The following is a 22,782-nucleotide window of genomic DNA, read 5'->3' as shown; positions in this document are numbered from 1 at the left end:
AATGTGTGGAAACCTTTGCGGTTTGGTTACAATCTCCTGACGGGCCTTCCGGTTTAGAGGATCGACAGAAGCCGCAGGGCATACCATGCCGGCGACAGGAACCGTAAAGCCCCCAACCCGGCGGGCAGCAGCTCCGGCCGGACAATCGCCCCCGAACAGAGGATACTCACCAGCAGAAAGGGCGGCAACAGCGCGGGAACCACTGCCCGGAGCCTGCCGGACAGCGAAACAACGGCGGTGAGCAGGGCGGAAGCCACCGCCAGTATCGCCAGCATGGCCAGACGCGCATACAGCGGATAGGCAGGATGATCGAGCAGGGCGCCAAGCAGCAGATCGGACGCCACAAGCACGAGAAGGTTCAGCAGGGCCTGTGAAAGCGTCCCGGCAAAAACGGTTGCCAGCGGATGCCCGGACACCAACGCGAGCTGTCTGACCGCGCGGTCCCGGCCGCTCTCCCCCAGCAGCCCGGCAGCGAGCGAGATTGCCAGGAATGCCGAAACCAGCGCCGCATACAGAAGCGGCTGGACGCTGCTCTCCGCGAGTGTATCGAGTGCCTGCCCGCCCGACTGCCGCAGAACCACGGTCATCGGTTCCGCTTCCTCCCGCAGACGTTCGAAATCGGCGTGCGCCTGTGCATCCGAAAAGCCGTTTTGGGTCAGACGTTCCGCTGCGAGCACCGGCATCTCCTCTTCAAACCAAGCTGCGAACACGATCTCATCGATCAGCGGGCGCATATAGGCGCTTCTGGTCGAAAGCGCGATGATCGGCGGTTCCTCCGCACCCAGCAGATATCCGCAGTGCAGCTTCCCGGCCAGAACCGCCTGCTCTGCCGCTTCCTGTCCGGGATACCGGATAAACCGATAGTCCTCGTTCTGCATGAGGCGGGCTGTAACCCGTTCTGCCCGTTCCCCTTCCGCCACCAGGCCGACCTCCAGACTCATCCGGCTGGAATCTGGCAGAGCCGCGGACAGCACCGCTGAGAGTGCAAGGAAACAGACGGCGGTGAGCAGAAAGGTCCTGGAGGCGGCCCCCGCCTTGATCCGGAGCCGCAAAAGGGTAAAGAAATACCGCATCACCGTTCCCCCCTTCGCCATAGAAATCCACAGAACAGTAAAAAGCAGACGGTCATTCCCACTGCCTGTAAAACCCCTGTCCCTGTGACCGGCTCCCCAAGCAGGGTTGATGCGAGAACACGTGCCTGTCCGGTCACAGTAAACGGGGCGATCCGGGAAAAAGCAGGGGGCATCAGCCCAAGCGGGAGGAACCCGCCTGAACAGAACCCCAACCCAGCCGAAACCAACAGGCATCCAACGGCAGAAGCTGTTCTCCTCCGGAAGAGCAGGAGCAGCAGCAGGCTTGCGGTCCCGAGCAGGGCGCCCAACAGCAGCCAGACCGCAGCCATCCGCGCCGAGCGTTCCCCCAGCCAGAAAAGCAGTGCTGTCGGGAACAGCATCAGCAGGAACAAATGCAGCCATGCCGCGCCGAACAGAGCGAGCTTTCTCCCACAGAGGGAAGAAAAGCGGCGGAGCGACGCAACCGTAGGCTGATAGAAAAATGCATAGCAGAGAACCAGAACCGGAAAGAGCGCGGCCAGATAATACGCGGGCAATGAAAGACCGCCCGTCGCCGAAAGCGGGGATTCTCCAAGCAGGGAATCCCGCTCAAGGATGGCGCGCATCGCTTCCAGGTTCACGTCGGTGAGCAGGAGGGTGTACTGGCCGGGAGCAAGCCCCTCGCCGTAGCCGACCCCCTCCTGCACCGTATAAACGCAGAGCTGCGCCAATGTCAGATATTCCGCCCCTGTCCGCGCCATCTGACGGACCCAAACCGCCTCCAGCGGGTTGGCGGCATGGACTTCGACGACCGGGCTGGGATTGGACCCATTGAGCACCCCGGCAAGGAAGCCGTCCGGAATCGTGATGACCGCCCCAAAACCGCCTGCATCGGCTTCTTCCCGGGTAACCGGGTGTACCTCAAACATCGAGTCCAGCCGGTCCTGCCCAACCACCATCCGCACCGCCATCCGGGAAAGCGGATCGCTGTCCTCGTTCACCAGTGCGATCTGTACCGGCCCGGGAGGCTCGGTGTCCAGCGCATCAAGTGCCGCATAGCCCAGCAGGCCGCAGACCGCAAGGATGCAAAGCAGGCACAGCAGCTTTTTGCCGCTGTGCCTGCACGCAATCCATAGAGAAGTTGTGAATAACCGCATCGTTTCTCCTTCTCGTCACGCTGCCGGCTGCCCTGCCTCCGGCACTGCTGACCCCATAGCATATCCGAACAGACTGCCGAACAGGGCCTGTGCACCGGCCTCATATTCGCTGACCCAAGCATCCAGATCGCTTTCCCCCATCTCGAACAGCGGGGTGAGCGTCCTCGACGCTTCATATGGCACCGTGATCGGGCTGGAAGTGGATTTGCAGGTGAAGTTCAGTGTGTAGGAATCGTCCAGATAGCCCACCTTGCCTGAAACAACCGGGAACTCCCAAATGGTATTCTCCCCGTCGGCTGTGACCGTCCCATCCAGCTGAATGCCGATCGAGGGTACCATCTGGTCAAGGCCCATCCCGTCAAAGCCCATGTCAAAACCGAGCGCATATCTTCCGTTTTTGTCCATCGTGAGCTGCTCGTCTATCTGGATCGCGACCGGTTCCCCCGCTTCCTCGCCTGACAGGTCAAATGTCAGGGACATTTCGTAGACACCGTCCGCATAGCGATCGGAAATCTCGGCGCTGAGAGAACCCTTCCTGACGCCTTCCTCCGAGAAGCCCATCTCAACGGTCATTGACGTATCGCCGGCCTCACTGTAGCTGATGTCCGCCAGAATGGTTTCAAAGCCGGATTCTCCGCCATCATTCGGAACGAAGCTCGCTTGGACCGAGCGGATGGTCCTGTTGATCTGGAAAACCAATGTTGCATCCATCTCGGGCATACTCTCCTCTATTTCGGGGAGCATATCCTCTTCGATCATCTCGGAGTAGCGTTTTCCATCGAACATTTCAGCCGGGAACGCATTGTCATAGAGCTCGCCGATCGGCGAGTCTATGTAGAGATACCGCACCAGATCGACCAGTGCCTGTTTGATATCCGCACCCGGAATCTTCACCTCATAGGCGGTATCCTTGCCCTCTTTCCCGACCTTTTGATAGGTTGCATGTTCCAGCGCGTCCATGAGGATTTTCCGGATATCCTCCTGTATCGCCCTGATATCAAGGCCACCCGCTGACTGGATCATCCCGGCCTGTGCCGTCAGCATCTCCTGAAGCTCCTCCAGCTGCTCGTCCGGCATCGTCTGTGGGTCATAAAACCGGCTTGCACGCATATCGTCAGCAAATGTCTGGGGATCAATCGAGACCATTGTATCGGTAAAGGTTGGAATGCCGCCCGCGTAGGTCTCAGGCGACAGGAAAAAGTAGAGTCCCAGCAGTTCAGAACCGCTCATGGCGATCGAACCGTCCAGCTCCATGACCCCATTCTCCGGATCGGTCACAACCGTACCCTTTAACCCAAAGCCTGCAAACAGCTTTGAAACGATCTGGAGCGAGGTGTCTCCCCCTTCGAGCGACTGGAACTCCAGCTCAAAATCACTTTTCTCGGGTTGCACCGAGGTATCTATCATGGATTTTGCAGCGGGGATCTCCGCGCTGATCCGCTCAATCCGATCCTCCGATTGTTTTTGTGTGGCTTCTATCGCATCGTTGACCGCTTTTTTGGGGTCCTTCCCGAAGATGCCGCTTACCCACAGGATCACCAGCACCACCAGCAGGAGCACCAGCCCTGCCACGACAAACAGAACGGCCGGCTTCTTTTTCTCCGGCTGCCCCGGTGTTTGGGACGGCTCCGCCGACTGCTGCATATTTTCCTGCGGCGCAGCAGTCGACTGCATAACACCGCTTTCAGACAGCTGCTCCGGCTGCTGCATCCCCTTGTTTTCTTCCATATCCATCTTTCTTTCCTCCTAATCTATCCTTCTGGCCTTCTCCACATCTTTTGACAAGAACCCTTGGCAGCGGCCCAGCCGGGCTTCCCGAACGCAGATCCCTCTCCGAAGTTTCTCTGTGCCGCGCCGCACTGCGAACCGCAGCAGAAGCTGCGGCCACAATTGCCTAGCCCGGATTACGTCTGGGAAAGCAGCGCGATCACCTGTGCGATGCGGTCTTCCTGCTCACCCGCGAGCCGGATTTCCCCGGAAATAGCGCCATCCCGCAGCAACAGCACCCGGTCGGCTGCTGCCGCGACCGCAGACGGGTCGTGAGAAGTAAACAAAAGCCCCTTTCTACGCTGTTTCAGATCGGAAAGCAGCGCGAGAATATCGGTTTTGGTTTGCAGATCAAGGGCGGTGAACGGCTCGTCGAGCAGCAGCCCGGGAGGGTCTCCCGCCAGCGCACAGGCGATCGAAAGCCGCTTCCTGACCCCGCCGGAGAGACGGTCCGCCCTTTTGCGCGCATGAAGGTGCAGGCCGAGCATCGTCTCGGGCGCGGATGCGGAAAAAAGCAGCTTCTCCGGCAGATTATTCGCCGCATACCACAGGCGGAGATGGTCTCTGACCGTCATCTCCCCGAACAGCGCTGGCTCCTGGGAAACATACCCCAGTTTCCCTTCCGCCGCGACCGAGCCGCTGTCCGGCTTCTGCATCCCGGCTGCGATGGTCAGCAGAGTGGTTTTCCCTGCTGCATTCGCCCCGGCAATACAGACCGCTTCCCCGGCATCGACTTTCAGGTTGACCCCATCAAGCACTCTGCTGCTGCCAAACGATTTCACAATCCTGGACAGCTCCAGCACGCCGCATCGCCCCCTTTCCGGTTCTGTTTTCGCGCTCTCTGTTCACAACTTGTGTCGGAACGGGCCATCAGGACAAGAACGGACGCCCGCCCGCAGACCGTCCCGACCTATAAGCCCGCTGTTGTGGCAGCAAAACCATCTGGTCTGCGCCTATTATAGCACAATGTTTTCATCAATACAAACCGAGAAACAAAGGAAAAGGGGACAGGAAAAACATACAGGCCCGACAAAACTGCACGCCGCTGATGCAGAAATCTGCATCAGCGGCGCATCGTTTGAAATCAGCCGAAGTTCGGCTCTTTGATCTTCGCGTTGGGCTTGAGGTTGGCTTCCTTGTGGAACGACTCGCCATCCTTGACCAGCTTGCCGAACACGACAAAACGCTGGTTCGGGTTCTGGTTGTAGGTGCCATATTTGTAGGTACAGGTCGAGAGGGTGATGATCTTGTCATCCTCAGAGAAGGGTACCTCATAGGTCCAGAGCGAGCGGTCCATCATATCATCCACCAGACGGAGGAACTTATCCCCGTCATAGGAAGCCATGTGATACGGAACCGGGCTGGTGGTCGGCTCGCAGTAGGCAACCGCGAAAATCTCGAAGATATGCTGTGCACCCTCGGTGGTGAAATAGATGTACGGGTTCTCTTTGGCGAACTTCTCTTCGTTGAACTTGAGCAACTGTGCAAATTTAACCCCCTCGGGATCGTCCTTGACGCCCATCGGGGTGCCGAGGTTATGCCCGTAGATGATCGTGTTCTGCGGGAGGTCCTTGCCGTTGTTCTTCAGCTCGCTCTCATAGTCCACATAGTAGCAGCCCTCATAGGCATAGTTTTTCTCAACGTCTTTGCGCAGATAGAAGTCGTTATCGGTGGTCTGGACAACCGCTTCGTCGATCGTGGTGTTCGGAATCTGGAGCCAGCCCACCACATCTGCGTTCTTCTCCTTGGCGGCCTTCATCTTGTCGGCAACATCAGGGACGGTGGGCTTATAGTCATCCTTGCCCTTGCTGCTCGACTTGGTAGAGGAAGCGGACGAGCTGGTCCCCGAGCTTGCGCTCGAGCCGGGCTCCTCCTCGCTCTGGCGGTTACAGGCGCTCATCGAAGCGACCATCATGGCTGCCAGCATAAATGCGGCGATACGTTTCATGATCTTTTGCATAAAATTCCCATCCTTTATCGTGATTTAATGCCCCACGTTTTTTTGCGCGGACACTTTGAAACGGTGTTTTTTTCTGATCCGGCACATATATTTAACTGATCAGAGAATCAAAGCAAATGTGTGGTGAAGCTATGAAAAAATCGCAGGTATTTCTGCTGAATGCGCTCATTATGACGGTCACCTCCCTCGCGATGAGCAGCATTGGCGTCTGGTTCAACCTCTACATCTCCAACCGGCTCGGGGCCGTCGGGATGGGGGTATTCCAGCTGATGATGTCAGTCTATTCCATGGCAACCACCTTTGCGGCGTCAGGGATCAACCTTGCCGCCACCCGGATGGTCGCCGAAGAAACGGTATCAAAACAAGGGGATGTACGCGGCGCCATGCGCCGGTGCATCGGGTTCAGCCTGCTTTTTGGCGGGCTCACCGGGCTGGCACTCTGGTTCGGCGGGCCGTACATCGGCCTGCACTGGCTCCAGAACGCTGATACGGTCCGTCCGCTCCGGCTGATGGCCTTCAGCATGCCATTCCTGTCGGTCTGCTGCGCCCTCAACGGGTATTTCACCGCTGTGCGCAGGGTGGTCAAGGCGGTAGCCTCCCAGGTACTGGAACAGTTCCTCAAGATCGCCCTGACCATTTTCGCGCTTGCCTGCCTGGTCCCTCCAGGGCTGGAATACGCCTGTCTCGCCATCACGGGGGCCGGCGTGCTCGCTGAAGCGGGCTCCTGCCTGTTCGAGCTGGCGCTCTATCTGATCGACCGCCGGCGCTACCATGGCAGCCGCTCCCCGCACCTGACCCGGAAGCTCTGCGGCATTGCTCTGCCGGTCGCTTTCAGTTCTTATCTGCGTTCGGGGCTTGCCACCGTCAAGCATCTGCTTGTACCGGTGCGTCTTCAGGCGGGCGGGCTTGCCGCCGCCGATTCGGTCGCTGTTTTCGGTGCGGTTCACGGGGTCGCGCTTCCGGTCATCCTCTTCCCCTACGCCTTCCTGAACGCGTTCAACTGCCTGATCGTGCCCGAACTCGCGCAGTCGCACAGCCTCAAAGAGGATGTGGCGGGGATGATCGACCGGATGTTTGCTCTCACACTCGGATGTTCGATCGGGGTCTGTGGGATTGTCTTTGCCTTTTCGGGCGGGATCGGGGCAGCTATCTCGGAAAACCCCGATGTAGGAATCTATATCCGGCTGCTTGCGCCGGTGATTCCGGTAATGTATCTGGATACCGCAGTGGACAATATGCTCAAGGGGCTGGACGAACAGCTCAGCGTCATGCGCTATAACGTAATCGACGCACTGTTCAGCCTCGCAGCCGTCTGGCTGCTGCTGCCCGTTTTGGGCATCAAAGGCTATATCCTGATTATCTGCGGCAGTGAGGTATTCAACTTTTCACTCAGCCTCTGGCGGCTGGTTAAGGTGACGCAGTTCCGTCTCGACCTTTTCGAGCGGGTGGTCCGTCCGGTCCTCTGCATTGCAATCGCAGTCCTTCTCGGGCGGCTTGCAGTAGAAGCGGCTTCCCTCCCGCTCTCCCAGCTGCGGACCATCACCGCCGCGACAGTTTCCGGATTGGCCTACCTGCTTCTTCTGCGCGTTACCTGCTGCAAGCCCGGGAAAATCCCGGCATAGGGACAGGCGGCCCCTCCATAGACTGTATCATTCAGCCAGTTTAAAAAGGAAGGAGGCGGTATCCATGCCGTTGGACGACAGGGAACTGTTTGCCAGGCTAATCCAGTGCGAAGCCGGCGGGGAAGGCGAAAACGGTATGAAAGCGGTAGCCAGCGTGGTCATGAACCGGGTGAATGCCCCGGGCGGAGAGTATGCGCGGGTCGGCCAAGGGAGTATCCGTAAAATCCTCTACCAGACCGGGCAGTTTGTCTGCATGTCCGAGACCGAGCGCGGGCGGTATAATCCACAGAATGTCTACAACATGCGTCCGGAGCCGATCCACTACGAGATTGCAGATTGGGCAATCGCTGGGAACCGGCTGATCAACCTTGGGCAGTCGCTCTGGTTTTTCAACCCGTTTTCACCCACCTGCCGCAGATACTTCCCGAGCGATGTCGGGATTCTGGCCGACCGCATCGGCGACCACTGTTTCTACAACCCGACCGACGCCTACTATCAGACTTAGGGGATGCCCACCCCACAACTTTCGGAAAGGATGATCGCAATGCCAATGGATGCAATGGGGAGAACCATGAGCCCCGCTACCGACGTACAGGAGGTGCTCGACCCACAGAATACCGAGCAGGTGTACGCCTCGTCGTTCGTCTCGGTGCTGACCGAAAATCTTGGCTATTATGTTGTCGTTGAGTTCCTGATCGGCACTTCCGGGCTGGTGCAGAAGGAGGGGATCCTTTACAACGCGGGAAACAACTTTATTACCCTCTACCAGAGCGCGGAGGACCGGTATGTCGTCTGCGACCTCTACTCGATTAAGTTCGTCACCTTCTATGACAGGCACACGCCCCCGGCCAACGTTCCACAGCAACCCCAACCCACCATCCCACGCCCTAGAGCAATGGGATAATAACCGGTTCGCATAAACGCCCGCGCGGCAATCCGTCTGGAAACCGCGCGGGTCTTCTGTTTCTCAATCCTCAACAAACCCTATCATAACACAGCTTTGTGAAAAAAACAAGCCTGCAAAGGGGGGTGAAAAAATGAATTTAAGGTTAATTTATGTGGCAGAAGGGTAAAAAAGAGCGGCCATTTTTTATTTTATAGTTTCTTACAGAAAAGGAAATTTATATCCGCTCATGGACATGTAAACCATCATTTCACAGCAAACTGCTGTTTGAAAAGCAGAAGCCAAACTGCCCTGTCCGTCATTGCCGCTGGCATAAGCGCCAGCCTGCGCTTCAGACACCTTTTATGTATTGCCACTTTCCGCCCATCGTACGAACAGTAAAGACGACGGCGCGGGCAACCCAGTCGATAATCATGGCAAGCCAGGTGCCAAGCAGCCCCATCCCCAGCCATGCACCAAGGATATAGCTGAATCCCACCCGAAATATCCACATGCTGAGTACCGAAACAATCATCGTAACCTTCACATCATTGGCGGCCCGCAGGCCATTTGGCAGGGTAAACGAGGCGGGCCAAACCAGGGCATTTCCGATACAGCAGACCACACAGACCTCCCATGCCGCGCGGGCGGTTTCTTCCGAAAGCCCGAAGCAGCCGATAACCGGCGGCAGAAAAAAGATCATCAGGAGGTTGAGTGCAGCCATCAGCGCATAAGACACTCCCGTCAGCCCGAACATATACTTTTTAGCCAGCGGATAGTCCCTTGCACCGACGCATTGCCCGATGACTGTCACCATCGCAAGCCCCAGCGCCGAACCGGGCATCTGGGACATGGTAAGGATGCTGTTGCTTACCGCATTTGCCGCGATTGCCACCGTCCCGAACGAGGCAATCAGCCCTGCAACGATGATCTTCCCGATGTGGAAGATACCGTTTTCCAGTCCGTTGGGGATGCCTAACCGAAGAATATTTCGGATCATCTCCCGGTCGAACCGGAATCCCCGGAGGGTATCCAGATGCAGGCGGTTGTGCGGATTCCGCAGGAAAAAGAGAAGCAGTGCAGTGCCGCACATGCGCGCGATCAGCGAACCCAGTGCCGCACCCGCTACCCCCATCCGGAATACAAAGATCAAAAGCGCGTTGAAGCCGATGTTGGTCACATTCATCACCAGCGCGGCAAACATGGAGATGCGGGAGTTTCCCTGCACCCGGAAGAGCGCCGCTGATACATTATAAATAGCAATCAGCGGATACCCGAGGGCGGAAAGCCAGAAGTAGGTCTGTGCACTCTGCATGACCGCCTGTTCTGCCGACCCAAACAGCAGATGCAGGATCGCCGGCCCCACAGCCAGGCAGACTGCCCCCAGCCCGGCCGCAACCAGTGTGGTGACCACCATCAGCTGTCTTGCGGCGCGGTTGGCGTTTTCGGCATCCTCCCGCCCGAGGTACTGCGCGGCAACAATCGCGCCGCCGGTGGAAAGGGCGGCAAACACCTGTAGCAGCAGAATATTGATCGAATCGACCAGCGAAACGCCCGAGACCGCAACCTCTCCCACGCTCGCAACCATCAGGGTGTCTGCAATGCCGATGGTTGCCGCGAGCACCTGTTCGATAATCAGCGGAACAATCAGCCGCACCAGGTCCTTCCTTGTAAACAAAACGCACTCCACCTTCTCTCTTTAAGGTTCTATTCTGAACCTTTTTCCGGAAGATTGCAAGCCTTTTGGCAGAGTTTGGAGACCTGTACGGTTTGTACACCCCTGCCGCATACGTTTTGTGCAGTCTGCCCTTGCCATCCGGCAGGCAACATGGTATAGTATAGTATAGTCAAAGCAGTTCCATCCTTGCTTTTTCATCCGGCAGAGAAAACGCTGCCAATTCGATACAGCTATCAAAAACGGGGCATTCTATCCCATCTTCAAGGAGGTTTTTATGCGTTATAATCCCCTTCTCGACAGGATCAACTGTTCCAGCTTTTACGGCCATATGGCACAATCCCCGCAGGAGATTGTGCAGAAAGCCGAGGACCGCTATCAGAAACGGATTGACGAGGTCTGCGACCGGATCATCCGGGAAAAAAAGTGCATCGTACTGGTGACCGGGCCTTCTGCCTCGGGCAAAACAACGACCGCTCAGAAAATTTCACTCGTCCTGCAAAAGCATGGCAAAAAGGTCAGCACCATCTCGCTCGACAACTTCTACCGCCATGCCTCCGAGCTTCCCCGCTGGAAGGACGGCTATCAGAACTACGAAAGCATTGAGGGCCTGGATATCCCTTATTTTGAAAACCGGGTCACCGAACTGCTCACCACCGGGCATTCCCAGTTCCCGCTTTACGATTTCTCGGTCAACGAGCGGTCTGCACAGTCGGTCGATCTTACCTTTGATCAGGACACCATTCTGATCTTTGAAGGGATCCATGCGCTTAACCCGCTGATCTCCCAGCCGGTGTCGGATTTTTCCACCCTGCGGATTTATGTCAGCGTACATAGCGATTTTGTGGACAGCGACGGGCAGGTGCTCTTCCCGGCACGCGACCTGCGCCTCACCCGGCGGGTACTCCGCGACTACACCTACCGGAACACCTCCGCGGAAGGCACCTTCCGGATGTGGGATTACGTGATGATGGGGGAAAAGCTCTATATCCGTCCGTTCCGCAAGTATGCCGACTGCCACATAGATTCCACCCATAGCTATGAGCCGTTCCTTTATCACGACGACATCCTCACCGCTCTGGACAACACCCCGGCCGATTCTCACTATGCGGAAATCGTCCTGCGTCTGCGGGAATCTGCGGAGCACTTCTTCGGCATCTCCTCCGCGCTGATCCCCGAAACCTCCCTGATCCGGGAGTTTATGAAGCCCTGACCCAGGGGGAACTCATTGATGGAGGTGACGAGATGGGATTTGGTTTTGTATTTGGAATCCTGGAACTCCTGGTCCCGGTTGTGTTTCTTTTGGTGATCGGGGTTTTTGTTGCAACGATGGTCAGCGGCCTTCGCACCTGGAACCGGAACAACCAGTCGCCGCGGCTGACGGTTCCGGCTGTGGTTGTGACCAAAAGAACCGAGATCTCGCATCATCACGCAAACGCAGGGGACGCCAGCGGCGCCCATGGGTTCCATACCACCTCCGCCACCTGGTATTATGTGACCTTTCAGGTTGAAAGCGGCGATCGGATGGAGTTCGCTGTGGGCGGCACCGACTTTGGTATGCTTGCAGAGGGCGACCATGGAAACCTGTCGTTTCAGGGAACCAGATACCTGTCTTTTGAGCGGACATAAACCGTTTTCTGTTTGATCCATTTCATAATCTTGATAAAGAGGGGGCTTTTTAAAAAAAGCCCCCTCTTTCTGTTCTTCAAACTGCAAACCACTCCAAAAATGCGCTTCCGCAGCGGGGGCCCCGCCCCTCGACCCCGCCACCTTTGAAAAGGTGGACGAAGCTTTTGAATCAAGATCACAGGAGCCAAACGGACGCTGTCTCAATTGGTCCGCCGGGAGCCGCTGCTCCGATAAGCGCCAAGCATCTGGAACCCCTTGCTCTCTCTGGAGATCGACTCTAACAGCGCCTTGACCCGCGCGTCTGCCGGATCGCCCTCAAAGTCCAGATAAAACCGGTAGTTCCAAAGCACATCCGGAATCGGCCGAGACTCGATCTTTACCATATTGACCTGTTGCTGGGAGAAATGCCGGAGCACATTGTAAAGGGTGCCCGAAGCGTGGTCGAGCAGGAACGAGATACTCACTTTATCTGCATCCGCCGTACACATCTCCCGCGCCACAACGATAAACCGGGTCGTGTTCTGGCTGTTGTCCTGAATGTCCGGCGCAACTACCGTCAGACCATACAGTTCAGCGGCCCTGCGGCTCGCGATCGCTGCCTTGGATGGGTCTCCCTCGTCCGCGACCATCTTGGCACTGATCGCGGTGTTATGAAAATGCAGCATCTGCCAGCTGCGATGCTGTGCCAGAAATTTCCCGCTCTGCTCAATCCCCTGCGCGTGGGAATAGATCGTCCGGATGGTGTCCAGCGTTGCACCCGCTACGCTGACCAGATTCTGGCTGATTCTGACGCTCTGTTCCCCTACAATATAAAACCGATAACTGCCCAGCAGGTCATAGACCTTGGTGATCGAACCTGTGGAAGAATTTTCAATCGGCACTACCCCGAAATCAATCTCCCCAGTATGAAGGGCGGCGAACACATCCTCGATCTCCGGATAGGACGCAGCCTGACGCCCCTCACCAAAAAAGTCGAGCAGGGCCTGCTCGGTGAACGAGCCCGCGACCCCAAAATATCCGAGTCTGCCCTCGAACAGATGTGGCTGTTCCCCCTGGATAGGCGGCTGGCTGTCCGCAATCTGCTGGTGCTGGCTGGCGCGGCTCAATTCCATCACCTGATTCATAAACTGCCGTATCTGCGGCACATAGGTAGGGTTTTTCAAACTGTCCGCAGCTTTCCGGAGGACCTCCTCCTCCCGGCCTGCATGGAGCACCGGCAGATTGTGCTCTTTTTTGTATGCGGCAACCTTCCGGACGACCTCCATCCGCTGCTCAAAAAGCGGTACCAGCTGGTGGTCAATCTCGTCGATCTCCTTGCGGTAATCACTCAAATCTGCCATAGAACCATCTCTCTTTCCCATAAGCACATTGCGTCAGATTTTTCACAAAAATGGGGCTTTGCCGCCCTGCCTGAATATCGGGATTGGTGCGCTTCGGTATTCGCCGAAAGGCGGGAACGCCGTTCTAAGCAATATCCCTTGCCGGCGCGCAGCGGGTCTTACATGGCACGCCCAACAGCCGCCGCGATCGGCCGGATATCGTCGATCAGCTGCCTGTAGACCGACGGTCTGATCGACTGCGGACCATCGCAAAGCGCATTTGCCGGGTCGTTGTGTACCTCGACGATCAGACCGTCCGCACCGACCGCGACCGCTGCTTTGGCAAGCGGATCAACCATCCACCATTTCCCGGTTGCATGGCTCGGGTCCACCACTACCGGCAGATGGGAGAGTTTCCGGATCGCGGGGATCGCAGAAAGATCAAGGGTATTGCGGGTGTACTGCTCAAAGGTGCGGATTCCGCGTTCACAGAGGATGATGCTTTCGTTTCCGCCCGCCATGATGTATTCAGCTGACATCAGCCATTCTTCGATCGTTGCGGAAAGGCCGCGTTTGAGCAGAATTGTCTTGCGGGTTTTTCCAAGCTCGCGCAGCAGATCAAAATTCTGCATGTTGCGCGCTCCCACCTGAATCACATCAACTTCCCGCTCAAAAATTTCGATGTCATGAGGCGCCATGATCTCGGTCACGATCGGAAGCCCGGTCTTTTCCCGCGCCTCCATCAGCAGCTCCAGCCCGTCGTATTTCAGGCCCTGGAACGCATACGGGCTGGTACGCGGCTTGAACGCTCCGCCCCGCAGGAAGTTCGCGCCCGCCTCCTTGACCTCGGCCGCAATTCCGCAGATCTGCTCCTCGCTCTCAACCGAACAGGGGCCCGCGATCAGCGCAAGGCGGCTGTTCATGCCCACTTCCTGACCGCCCACATGGATGGTAGTCGGTTCTGGGTGGAACATTTTATTCGCCTTTTTGAACGGCTCCGCAACATGCATCACCCGCATGACGTTCCGGTTCGCCTCGATCCAGCTGTCGTCGATCCTGCTGGTGTCCCCGACAAGGCCGAGAATCGTCAGGTCCTTTCCGACCACCGGATTGACTTCCACCCCTTTTGCAATCAGCGCTTCCGAAAGCTTGTCGATTTCCTTCTGGGGGGTTCCCCGTTTCATAATAACAATCATGGCTAAAATCCTCCTGAAAATTGATCTGGGACGCGCCGGGCCGCTCGCTTGCATCCTGTGGGACAACAAAAAAGAGAACCCATTGCGTCAATGAGTTCTCTTGAATCGTTCCTGAATCCGCCACTCCGGGAACTATCTCCGCTCACAAACACAACGATGGTCACAGCAAATAAAGCCGGTGCCGTAATAATAGCCCCAGCTAAAAAAGCTGTTAAATCGGTTCTGTTTGCTGGTCAGACAGTTCATGGCTTCCTCCTGGAATCTTTTCAAATGGTTTGACTCTATTATAGCAAGATTGGTGCCACTGTCAAGGGGTTTTGGAAAATTTACTTTATCAATTTAAATCTGTACTGCTTATAAGTGGAAAACCGGCGGGCGGAATACCCGCCGGCTCCGGCTTTACCGGTTCAGCTCATCCCCGGACTTGCCGGAATTGTTGATCGTAATCACCCGCTGGATTTCCTCAAAATCGGAGGCGGGCATGTCCCCAACGATCGTATTTTTGACCGCGGACATTGCATTTCCAAAATCGACCGCCTGCTGTATATCTCCATATTTGAGCATTCCGAACAGCGCTCCCGCGACATACGCGTCGCCCGAACCGATCCGGTCGATTACGTCGATGTCCTCGAACGGCACACCAGTGTAGAGCCTGTCCTCCTCGTGCAGATAGATAGTCGAGTTGAACGAATGGCACCTGGGGCTTTTGACCTTGCGCTGGGTGCAGGCGACCACCTTGCAGCCAAACTCGCTGCAGTAGCCTCTCATGATCTCTTCCATGGTGCCGCTGCGCTGCATCATCCTCCGGGAAGTCTCCTCCGAGACAAACAGCACATCCACATAGGGCAAAATCTCATAGATCGTTTTGCGCGCTTCCTCCTCGTCCCAGAGATTGGCGCGGTAGTTGACATCAAACGAAATCGCCGCGCCTCCAGCCTTGAACTGTTTGATCATCTCGACTGCGGCGGTCCGGCAGTTCCGGCTTAACGCGAGCGAAATCCCGCTGGTGTGGAACACGCGGGTATCCTGATAGATGGCGGGGTTGATCTCGTCAATCGAGATGCTGTTGATCGACGAATAAGCGCGATCATACATTACCGCCGGCTTGCGCGGATAAGCTCCGCTTTCATAATAATAGATGCCGATGCGTTTTTTATCTGATTGATCGTAGATCAGGCAATCATCGCTGACCCCATAAAACCGGATCTTGTTTTTGATAAATCTGCCCATATCGTTGTCCGGGACCTTCGTGATTACCGCAGTGCGCAGCCCAAGCAGCGAGATGCCCGAAACCACATTCAGCTCACTGCCGCCCGGACGCTTCTCGAGCGTTTCACACTGGGACAGCCGCTCCAAGCCGGTTGGGGAAAGGCGCAGCATGATTTCTCCAAACCCCACAACGTCAAATTCTTTTGTACGATTGCCTAACTCCATATTGACACACTCCTGTTCTCAAACTAACAAATCTGCATCTTTGTACCAAAAGCAATGGCGTCTCCTGCCGGAATATGGTATAATAGCTGTGGCCAGGACGATACACGGGCCGAGCCTGTCCGGCGTGCTGGCGGGCTTCTGCCTGCCGCTTAAAAACAACTGATTGTTTTTAAGCGGGTCGATTATACAACCTTAAAAAAACAAACCGAGGTGTTCCACATGACCGAAAAAGAAAAGATGATCCGCGGGGAACTGTATGCCCCTGGCGACCCTGTCCTGCTCGCCGCACGAATGCGTGCACGTGCGCTCTGCCGGCGATACAACCAGATGGAGGAGGGCCACTGGGAGGAACGCGAAGCGCTGACCCGGGAACTGTTCGGGGCGGCAGGCGCAGACCCCTACCTCGAGCCGGGATTCCGATGCGACTACGGCTTCAACATCTGGGTGGGGGATAACTTCTACGCAAACTTTGACTGCGTGATGCTCGACGCCGCCCCCATCACGATCGGTGACAACTGCATGATCGCGCCGCAGGTTGGCATCTACACCGCGACCCACCCGATCGACCCGCAGGCCCGCAACTCCGGGCGCGAATTTGCCCGGCCGGTCACGATTGGCAACAATGTCTGGATCGGCGGCCATGCGGTTATCAACCCCGGCGTTACGATCGGGAACAATGTGGTGGTTGCGTCGGGCGCGGTGGTCATCCGGGATGTGCCGGACAACGTAGTGGTTGGCGGGAACCCCGCCCGCATCCTAAAACAGGTCTGACCTCCGGTACACCACCCTCACCCTATTTCGGACAACCCTCGCACGTTTTTGCCACTACATACACGCGGCGGCAGCCCTGCGGAACCTTCAATGGGTCGGCTTGTTGATGTACTTCGGGCGCATTTTGCTGTACATGATCTTCTGTGCACTGTACAGGCTGTAATATCCAGAGAGCATATAACTGGATGCGAGTGCAAGCAGAAACCCTTTTGGGGAAACGAACCCAAAGATCTCGAACGCAAGCACAAGCGCCGTGATCGGGCAGTTGGTGACTCCGCAGAACACCGAAAGCATTCCCAGCGCCGCCGCATAGCCGGGTTCCAGGCCGATCATCCGCCCGATCAGACAGCCGCCGGTTGCGCCGACAAAAAACGACGGGACGATCTCTCCCCCCTTAAATCCCGCACCGAGCGTGATTGCGGTGAACAGGATTTTGAGAAGGAATGCTTCCGGACGTGCCTGCCCGGTGATCGCGGCTTTGATGACCGGCATCCCCGCGCCGAGGTAGTCCCGGGTCTGGAAAACCAGCATCAGCAGGAGCACCAGGACCCCTCCCGAAAATGCCCGCAAATACTGGTTGGGCAGGTACTGCCGGAACAGCCGGTTTGCCTGATGGAACGCAGCGCACATCACCACGCTGATCCCCGCGCAGAGCACCCCCAGCAGCAGTACCCGCAATGCTGTCGAAAGCGCAAACGCCGGGACCGTCTGGATGGAAAGCGCTTCGGGCGGTATGCCGAGGCGCCCCGCCAGTGCATATGCAACCACCGCTGAAACCACGCAGGGCACCAATGCCGCGTAGTACATCACCCCGACGCTGATGACCTCCATCGAAAAGACCGTCGCCGCAACCGGCGTACCGAACAGCGCTGTAAAACCCGCGCTCATCCCGCACATAATCACGATCTTTTTGCAGTCGTCATCCAGCTTGAGCCACCGTCCGACCAGTGTTCCCAGGCTCCCGCCGAGCTGAAGCGCTGCCCCTTCGCGTCCCGCGGAACCGCCAAACAGGTGGGTCAGGACCGTGGAAACAAAAATCAGCGGCGCCATCCGCGCAGGCAGCGGCTCCCCCGAGCGCACTGCTGCCAGCACCAGATTGGTCCCTTTGGGCGTCTCCACCTTGCTCAACCGATAACAGCCCACGATCAGCAGCCCTCCAAATGGCAGCAGCCAAACCAGCCATCCATGTTTGGTGCGAAGATCGGTAACCCAGTGGAGCAGGTAATAAAATGTACTTCCCGCCGCACCGACCACCAAACCAACCGCCGCCGCAACCATCAGCCATCGGCAGAAGCTGGCAAGGTTTGCCCGCACCGGAACCAAAATCCGCTCTCTCCAATCGAAACGCATATGTACGCCCCTCCCTTAGACCGCCTTCGGTCTACGTTTTCTATTTTAACACATTCCAAGCGTCTGCAAAAGGGATTGCGCACAAATTGGGTAAAAAAATCATCTGGATGACGCCCGCATAAGACACAAAACTGGGACATGGGGAACCTCTTGAGAAAGCAGAGGCGAAAGGAACGGGTTCCTTCCAGAGGCTGCGCCTGTCAGACCTCTCGCTTTCCTCAGACCGGCCGCCACTCAATCAGGAAATCCCCGCAGGGGACTCTGCCGGAGGTTCCGCGGCATAATCATTCCTCATGTTCAGCAGACTGGATTTATCGCCGTTGATGTCGGTGAACGCCTGCGGCACCTTGCCTACAATCACCGTTTCGGCGATGCAGAAGTTGGTGGTGATGTCGGTGGTTGTGGTATAGACCGGGGCAACCGCGCTGACCGTCGCATCGACCGAAAGCATGATCTGGTGCAGTGTCTGGTTGATCCCGGCGGACTCGAAGTTGTTATAAATCTCGGTGTGGACATATCCTGCCGGCAGGATGCGGAATTCCATGTTGGGGCCGCGTCCCGAAAAGAGCTGCCCGCCCAGTACCGTACCGATCGGGATCAGGACTGCGCGGTCGGAATCCTCCAGAAGCTGGTCAGAAATCTGGTTGGTGATCTCGGATTTCAACCGGTTGACGGTAATCATGTCGGTTTCGATCGAGGCGATCTCGCCATTCTCGTCCTGCACCATACTGATGATGTTGTTATAGACCACATCCTCCTTAGAGATCACCTCGATGACCGCATTGTTGATCGAGCGGGTCGCCGAGAGTTTCGCCTGATAGGAGGCAATCATGGTAATCAGCGGGCGGAGACGGCTGTCCATCACCAGCACAAGGACCATCGCCAACACCCCTGCCAAAACCAATTTGATCGCCCGCAGCTTTTTCTTTTTCACTCGAATTACGATCGGTTTCACCTGTCCACCTCCCGAAAGCATCTCTTCCACTATATTCATACAGCCTGCAAAAGTGCACAAAAACCCTCCGGGTTCCGTATCATTGCCGCATATATCTTCAAGGTACTGAAAAAACGGACCGCAAAAACACAGCGGAATGGTTTCTGACGAAGTGGTATGTTCCGGATAGCAGGCGGGCGATCTCAGCTCTTCCGTTTTTGAAAGACTGCCCTGATTTTCAGGCAGCAAAAAGGCACGTGTATCTTCCACTACGTGCCTTTTGTGTTTCTGCTGTTTTATTTCTGCTGATCCTTCGCCCGAATTTCGGTGCGGCGGATCTTACCCGAGATGGTTTTGGGCAGCTCATCAACGAATTCGACGATCCGCGGATATTTATACGGTGCGGTCTGGCGTTTTACATAGGTTTGCAGCTCTTTCTTCAACGCTTCAGACGGCTGATATGCCTTTGTCAGAACGATGGTTGCCTTGACAACGGTGCCGCGGATCGGGTCAGGCGCGCCGGTGACCGCGCACTCGAGCACCGAGGGATGCTCCATCAGGACGCTTTCGATCTCAAACGGGCCGATCCGATAGCCCGACGCCTTGATTACGTCGTCCGTCCGCCCGACATACCAGAAATACCCATCCTCATCCATCCATGCGGTATCCCCGGTATGGTAGTAGCCGTCATGCCACGCCTGCCGGGTGATCTCTTCGTCCCGATAGTAGCCGGAAAACAGCGCATAATGCGGTTTATCGGTGTTAATCACAATCTCGCCCACCGCGCCGCGCGGGACATCCTTCCCATCCTCGTCTACCAGGTGGATGTCATAAAGCGGCGATGGCTTGCCCATGGAGCCGGGCTTGGGGGTAGTCCCAACAAAGTTGGCGGTCTGCACCACTGTTTCGGTCTGGCCGTAGGATTCCATCAGCTTGAGCCCGGTGAACTCGAACCAGCGGTTATAGACCTCCGGGTTGAGCGCTTCGCCGGCGGTAGTCGAATAACGCAGGCTGGAAAGGTTGTACTCCCCCAGCCCTTCTTTGATAAAGAACCGGTAGACGGTCGGCGGCGCACAGAAGGTGGTGACCTTGTGTTTCTCCATCACATGCAGCAGGTCGGACGGGACAAATTTATCAAAATCATAGACAAAGACCGACGCACCGGCGAGCCACTGTCCATAGAGCTTGCCCCAGACACATTTCATCCAGCCGCTCTCCGAAACCGTCAGATGCAGGTCGTCGGCGTGGACATTGTGCCAGTAACGCGCTGTTACGATATGCCCCAGCGGATAAGCCATATTATGCACCACCATCTTGGGGAAGCCGGTGGTCCCGGAGGTGAAATAGAGCAGCATCGGGTCATCTTTGGAGGTCTCTATCCGTTCCCAGTTCCCGTCACACTGGGACATCTCCTCGTCATAGGAGAGCCAGCCTTCGCGAGAGCCGCGCACAATCCATTTCGCGCCGATGTCCTGATATTTCTGACAGGCCTCATCAACATAGGATGTGATGCTGCATTCTCCCGAACAGACACAGGCAGTGATGCCCGCCGCTTCAAACCGGTAGAGGATGTCCTTGGTGGTGAGCAGGTTGGTTGCCGGGACGCCAACCGCACCGATCTTATGCAGTGCGAGAACGGTAAACCAGAATTCGTAGTGCCGCTTGAGCACGAGGAGCACCTTGTCGCCCTTTTTGACCCCTCGTCTGGCCAGCATCTGGGCACACCTGTCCGAATACTGTTTCATCTCGCCAAAGGTGAATACCCGCTCCTCACCCGGGACATTGCACCAGACCATTGCCCGGCGGTCAGGCTCCAGCCGCGCGATCTCGTCCACCACGTCATAGGCAAAGTTGAAATTGTCCGCAGGAAGCGGCTCAAAAAAGCTGAGCACTCCGTTCTCGTCGAACCCCTCCTTGCAGAAGCGCTGGTAAAAATGTTCCATATCCATCCTGTTACTCCCCTTTTTCTTCTTCGTCCTTCATCACGATTGCCAGAAATACGCATTCTTCCCCGCCGGTCGCGATCATCCCGTGGCCGTGGCCCGAATCATAGTAGATGGCGTCGCCCTCATGCAGATATTCGGTGTGCCCCTCCATCTGCACTTTGAGCTGTCCTTTGATGATGTAATCAAACTCCTGCCCCGGATGCCGGGACAGATGGATCGGCTGGTCCTGCTCCTCCGCAAAATAGGGCGCGGTGACAAGGAACGGTTCGGCCGTCTTGTCCTGGAACCGGTAGGCCATATGTTGATAGGTGAACCCTTTGCGGCGCTCGATGTTCAGTCCCTCGCCCTTGCGGACGATCGAATAAAAGGACAGCCGCGGGGTTTCACCGGTCAGCAGTTCAATGATGTCCACCCCGAACTTCTGCGCGCAGTTATAGAGGAAGGTAAAGCTGAAATCCTTGTTCCCCGCCTCATATTCCTGGTACTCCGCCTCGGTGACGCTCGCTGCCCGCGCCATCTCCGCCGGGGTGAACTCCATAATCTCCCGCAAGGTGCGGATTCGCTGTGCAATTTCCAAAATCTGATCCTGCATGGTCGATCCCTCCAAAAAAAATCTTCTCTGAACAAAACAAAAAGGCCCGCCCCAACACTGGGACGAGCCTGTTTTTACCAAACATACCCGCGGTACCACCCGCATTGCGCAGATCTGCGCCTCTCATCAGAGCTCCAACAAGCTCCTGACCTGTAACGCTGTCCAGCGGAGACACCTACTCACAACCGTTTTGAGTGCCCGGCTCAAGGGTGATAAACAAAATCCCCTCCGCTGCCGGTTTCCACCAACCACCGGCTCTCTGTAAACGGAATCCGGAACCTGCCGTCCCTCTCCCTGCCTTTGTTCAGATATTGGGGTTATTCTACACCATCACGCAGCGTTTGTCAAGCGTCTCCCAGAAAATACCGCTTGAACCATGGAAGCCCTTGTTTTTCAATGTGCCGGCCCGGTCAGAGCAGATGCAGGATTTCTTCAATCGACCCGGCAAACGTATCCGCACCGGCCTGTTCCAGTTCCTCCCGGGTGCGGAAGCCCCAGAGTGCACCGACCGCGAATACACCCGCATTTTTGGCGGTCTGCATATCCACCCCGGAGTCCCCGACATACAGGCAGTCCTCCGGCTGGGCATCCGCCAGTTCGAGCAGCTCGGTCACCAGCCTGCGGTCGGGCTTGCGGGGATACCCCTGCCGCTGCCCATGGACGAACCGGAGCCGGTCGCCGAAAAACCGCTTACAGAGCGGGACTGAAAATTCATGTGGTTTGTTCGAAAGCACCGCGCAGATCACGCCGCGTTCCCGCAGGGCGTCAAGCGTGTCGAGTACGCCCGGATAGGGAGCGGTCAGTTCCTCGCCGTGTGCCGCATAATAACGGTCGAACCCCTCCTTCAAACGGGCGGCCAGCGCGGTGTCCGCCCGCTGGGCGGGCGGCGTCATCCGCTCGATCAGCTTATAGACCCCATCTCCGACAAATGTTTTGTACTGTTCCACCGGGTGGACCGGCAGCTCCTGTTCCGCAAGCGCATGGTTTGCCGCAGCCGCGAGATCGTCAAGCGTGTTCAGCAGGGTGCCATCCAGGTCGAAGATCACCAGTGTTTTCACTCTGCCGCCTCCCGCTTCGCGTTGGTCTTGGAGAGGAATTTTGCTGCGTCGACGATAAACCGCGTATGGGTCCCCCGCCCGATCTCCCCGCACGCATCCCGCGCGGATACCTCAAATTCTACCTTGCGTCCCTCCTGTGCGGTGATTGTGGCGGCCGCTGTCACCTGCATCCCGAGCGGGGTCGCCGCTGAATGTGCGACATGCATCATGGTTCCCACCGAGGTCTGCCCCTCCTCCAGGAACTCCTGCAAAAGCGTGCAGGCGGCCTGCTCCATCGCGGCAATCATCATCGGGGTTGCGAACACCTCCAGGCTCCCGCTCCCCACGGTGCAGGCAAGTTTCTCCCGGTCCACTGTTACACTGATCTCTTTGGTCTTTCCAATCATTGCAATCCTTCCTTTTCTAAGAACCTGTCATGATTGGATTGTACCATATTC

21 protein-coding genes and 1 other annotated feature are annotated in these 22,782 nt (G+C 56.8%); of the genes, 6 read left to right on the top strand and 15 right to left on the bottom strand.

The annotated features are described in order from the left end of the window. Positions 1 to 53: 53 nt before the first annotated feature. The 5 genes from D5269_RS03010 to D5269_RS02990 form a co-directional block, all read right to left on the bottom strand. The gene (locus tag D5269_RS03010) at positions 54 to 1,073 is read right to left on the bottom strand and encodes a hypothetical protein (protein WP_120482919.1); all 1,020 of its coding nucleotides are present in this window, start codon (positions 1,071 to 1,073) and stop codon (positions 54 to 56) included. Next, positions 1,073 to 2,209, bottom strand: coding sequence for an ABC transporter permease (locus D5269_RS03005; RefSeq protein ID WP_120482917.1), 1,137 nt, complete (start codon positions 2,207 to 2,209; stop codon positions 1,073 to 1,075). Before D5269_RS03005 ends, D5269_RS03010 begins: the two co-directional genes overlap by 1 nt. A gap of 15 nt (positions 2,210 to 2,224) precedes the next feature. Further along, complete coding sequence (locus tag D5269_RS03000; RefSeq protein ID WP_120482915.1) at positions 2,225 to 3,943, bottom strand: hypothetical protein; 1,719 nt, start codon at positions 3,941 to 3,943, stop codon at positions 2,225 to 2,227. Positions 3,944 to 4,113: 170 nt separating this feature from the next. Further along, positions 4,114 to 4,779, bottom strand: a complete 666-nt coding sequence (locus tag D5269_RS02995; RefSeq protein WP_120482913.1) for an ATP-binding cassette domain-containing protein — start codon at positions 4,777 to 4,779, stop codon at positions 4,114 to 4,116. Between the two features lie 281 nt (positions 4,780 to 5,060). Next, complete coding sequence (locus tag D5269_RS02990) at positions 5,061 to 5,936, bottom strand: class B sortase (RefSeq protein ID WP_016314852.1); 876 nt, start codon at positions 5,934 to 5,936, stop codon at positions 5,061 to 5,063. Positions 5,937 to 6,067: 131 nt separating this feature from the next. Between D5269_RS02990 and D5269_RS02985 the strand changes: the two genes are divergently transcribed. The 3 genes from D5269_RS02985 (at position 6,068) to D5269_RS02975 (ending at position 8,462) form a co-directional block, all read left to right on the top strand. Beyond that, entirely contained in the window at positions 6,068 to 7,558 is a 1,491-nt protein-coding gene (locus tag D5269_RS02985; protein WP_158604831.1) for a polysaccharide biosynthesis C-terminal domain-containing protein, read from the top strand. A 64-nt stretch (positions 7,559 to 7,622) separates the two neighbouring features. Next, positions 7,623 to 8,063, top strand: a complete 441-nt coding sequence (locus D5269_RS02980; protein ID WP_016314850.1) for a cell wall hydrolase — start codon at positions 7,623 to 7,625, stop codon at positions 8,061 to 8,063. Between the two features lie 39 nt (positions 8,064 to 8,102). Further along, positions 8,103 to 8,462 carry a hypothetical protein gene (locus D5269_RS02975; protein ID WP_016314849.1) on the top strand — a complete coding sequence of 120 codons (360 nt, stop codon included), beginning with the start codon at positions 8,103 to 8,105 and terminating at the stop codon, positions 8,460 to 8,462. A 331-nt stretch (positions 8,463 to 8,793) separates the two neighbouring features. On the opposite strand, the gene D5269_RS02970 is transcribed toward D5269_RS02975, so the two are convergent. After that, positions 8,794 to 10,119 (bottom strand): MATE family efflux transporter, encoded by a 1,326-nt coding sequence (locus D5269_RS02970; protein ID WP_120482909.1) that lies wholly within the window; start codon positions 10,117 to 10,119, stop codon positions 8,794 to 8,796. 274 nt (positions 10,120 to 10,393) lie between these two features. On the opposite strand from D5269_RS02970, the gene D5269_RS02965 reads away from it, so the two are divergent. Both D5269_RS02965 and D5269_RS02960 read left to right on the top strand, forming a co-directional pair. Further along, positions 10,394 to 11,329, top strand: coding sequence for an ATPase, T2SS/T4P/T4SS family (locus D5269_RS02965; RefSeq protein WP_016314847.1), 936 nt, complete (start codon positions 10,394 to 10,396; stop codon positions 11,327 to 11,329). A 32-nt stretch (positions 11,330 to 11,361) separates the two neighbouring features. Beyond that, positions 11,362 to 11,745 (top strand): DUF2500 domain-containing protein, encoded by a 384-nt coding sequence (locus D5269_RS02960; protein WP_120482906.1) that lies wholly within the window; start codon positions 11,362 to 11,364, stop codon positions 11,743 to 11,745. A gap of 200 nt (positions 11,746 to 11,945) precedes the next feature. Here D5269_RS02960 and pheA read toward each other — a convergent pair whose 3' ends face one another. From pheA to D5269_RS02945, 3 genes are all read right to left on the bottom strand, one after another. Further along, positions 11,946 to 13,085 (bottom strand): prephenate dehydratase, encoded by a 1,140-nt coding sequence (gene pheA / locus D5269_RS02955; protein ID WP_016314845.1) that lies wholly within the window; start codon positions 13,083 to 13,085, stop codon positions 11,946 to 11,948. Between the two features lie 158 nt (positions 13,086 to 13,243). Beyond that, on the bottom strand, positions 13,244 to 14,260 hold the full coding sequence (gene aroF, locus D5269_RS02950) for a 3-deoxy-7-phosphoheptulonate synthase (protein ID WP_016314844.1): 1,017 nt from the start codon (positions 14,258 to 14,260) through the stop codon (positions 13,244 to 13,246). 399 nt (positions 14,261 to 14,659) lie between these two features. Beyond that, positions 14,660 to 15,694, bottom strand: coding sequence for a sugar kinase (locus D5269_RS02945; protein ID WP_120482902.1), 1,035 nt, complete (start codon positions 15,692 to 15,694; stop codon positions 14,660 to 14,662). Positions 15,695 to 15,913: 219 nt separating this feature from the next. On the opposite strand from D5269_RS02945, the gene D5269_RS02940 reads away from it, so the two are divergent. Then, positions 15,914 to 16,465, top strand: coding sequence for a maltose acetyltransferase domain-containing protein (locus D5269_RS02940; protein WP_120482900.1), 552 nt, complete (start codon positions 15,914 to 15,916; stop codon positions 16,463 to 16,465). Positions 16,466 to 16,552: 87 nt separating this feature from the next. On the opposite strand, the gene D5269_RS02935 is transcribed toward D5269_RS02940, so the two are convergent. From D5269_RS02935 to D5269_RS02910, 6 genes are all read right to left on the bottom strand, one after another. Then, a complete protein-coding gene (locus D5269_RS02935) occupies positions 16,553 to 17,815 on the bottom strand; it encodes a chloride channel protein (protein WP_120482898.1) in 1,263 nt (420 codons plus the stop codon). A 238-nt stretch (positions 17,816 to 18,053) separates the two neighbouring features. Then, positions 18,054 to 18,770 carry a sporulation protein YunB gene (gene yunB, locus D5269_RS02930; RefSeq protein WP_161909964.1) on the bottom strand — a complete coding sequence of 239 codons (717 nt, stop codon included), beginning with the start codon at positions 18,768 to 18,770 and terminating at the stop codon, positions 18,054 to 18,056. A gap of 275 nt (positions 18,771 to 19,045) precedes the next feature. Further along, positions 19,046 to 20,698: an AMP-binding protein gene (locus tag D5269_RS02925; RefSeq protein WP_120482894.1), complete on the bottom strand. Its 1,653-nt coding sequence runs from the start codon at positions 20,696 to 20,698 to the stop codon at positions 19,046 to 19,048. 4 nt (positions 20,699 to 20,702) lie between these two features. Continuing rightward, positions 20,703 to 21,287, bottom strand: a complete 585-nt coding sequence (locus tag D5269_RS02920) for an XRE family transcriptional regulator (protein ID WP_016314837.1) — start codon at positions 21,285 to 21,287, stop codon at positions 20,703 to 20,705. A 55-nt stretch (positions 21,288 to 21,342) separates the two neighbouring features. Next, positions 21,343 to 21,591, bottom strand: a binding site (T-box leader). A 106-nt stretch (positions 21,592 to 21,697) separates the two neighbouring features. Next, the gene (locus D5269_RS02915) at positions 21,698 to 22,345 is read right to left on the bottom strand and encodes an HAD family hydrolase (protein ID WP_120482892.1); all 648 of its coding nucleotides are present in this window, start codon (positions 22,343 to 22,345) and stop codon (positions 21,698 to 21,700) included. Then, positions 22,342 to 22,731, bottom strand: coding sequence for a thioesterase family protein (locus D5269_RS02910; RefSeq protein WP_120482890.1), 390 nt, complete (start codon positions 22,729 to 22,731; stop codon positions 22,342 to 22,344). The genes D5269_RS02915 and D5269_RS02910 overlap by 4 nt, the downstream gene beginning before the upstream one ends. Positions 22,732 to 22,782: the final 51 nt, after the last annotated feature.

Origin of the sequence: Anaerotruncus sp. 1XD42-93 (assembly GCF_009917605.1) — a bacterium.
Taxonomy (GTDB): domain Bacteria; phylum Bacillota; class Clostridia; order Oscillospirales; family Ruminococcaceae; genus Anaerotruncus.
The sequence above is the reverse complement of the archived record's forward strand: the minus strand, read 5'-3'. Positions and strand labels throughout refer to the sequence as shown.

Bases quoted from the DNA above. Each gene is read 5' to 3' on its own strand.
- D5269_RS02990 (WP_016314852.1), bottom strand. From the start codon at position 5,936: ATGCAAAAGATCATGAAACGTATCGCCGCATTTATGCTGGCAGCCATG.
- D5269_RS02975 (WP_016314849.1), top strand. From the start codon at position 8,103: ATGCCAATGGATGCAATGGGGAGAACCATGAGCCCCGCTACCGACGTA.
- D5269_RS02960 (WP_120482906.1), top strand. From the start codon at position 11,362: ATGGGATTTGGTTTTGTATTTGGAATCCTGGAACTCCTGGTCCCGGTT.
- D5269_RS02965 (WP_016314847.1), top strand. From the start codon at position 10,394: ATGCGTTATAATCCCCTTCTCGACAGGATCAACTGTTCCAGCTTTTAC.
- D5269_RS02985 (WP_158604831.1), top strand. From the start codon at position 6,068: ATGAAAAAATCGCAGGTATTTCTGCTGAATGCGCTCATTATGACGGTC.
- D5269_RS02935 (WP_120482898.1), bottom strand. From the start codon at position 17,815: ATGCGTTTCGATTGGAGAGAGCGGATTTTGGTTCCGGTGCGGGCAAAC.
- D5269_RS02920 (WP_016314837.1), bottom strand. From the start codon at position 21,287: ATGCAGGATCAGATTTTGGAAATTGCACAGCGAATCCGCACCTTGCGG.
- D5269_RS02980 (WP_016314850.1), top strand. From the start codon at position 7,623: ATGCCGTTGGACGACAGGGAACTGTTTGCCAGGCTAATCCAGTGCGAA.
- aroF (WP_016314844.1), bottom strand. From the start codon at position 14,260: ATGATTGTTATTATGAAACGGGGAACCCCCCAGAAGGAAATCGACAAG.
- D5269_RS02945 (WP_120482902.1), bottom strand. From the start codon at position 15,694: ATGGAGTTAGGCAATCGTACAAAAGAATTTGACGTTGTGGGGTTTGGA.
- D5269_RS02925 (WP_120482894.1), bottom strand. From the start codon at position 20,698: ATGGATATGGAACATTTTTACCAGCGCTTCTGCAAGGAGGGGTTCGAC.
- D5269_RS03010 (WP_120482919.1), bottom strand. From the start codon at position 1,073: ATGCGGTATTTCTTTACCCTTTTGCGGCTCCGGATCAAGGCGGGGGCC.
- pheA (WP_016314845.1), bottom strand. From the start codon at position 13,085: ATGGCAGATTTGAGTGATTACCGCAAGGAGATCGACGAGATTGACCAC.
- D5269_RS03000 (WP_120482915.1), bottom strand. From the start codon at position 3,943: ATGGATATGGAAGAAAACAAGGGGATGCAGCAGCCGGAGCAGCTGTCT.
- D5269_RS02910 (WP_120482890.1), bottom strand. From the start codon at position 22,731: ATGATTGGAAAGACCAAAGAGATCAGTGTAACAGTGGACCGGGAGAAA.
- D5269_RS02940 (WP_120482900.1), top strand. From the start codon at position 15,914: ATGACCGAAAAAGAAAAGATGATCCGCGGGGAACTGTATGCCCCTGGC.
- D5269_RS03005 (WP_120482917.1), bottom strand. From the start codon at position 2,209: ATGCGGTTATTCACAACTTCTCTATGGATTGCGTGCAGGCACAGCGGC.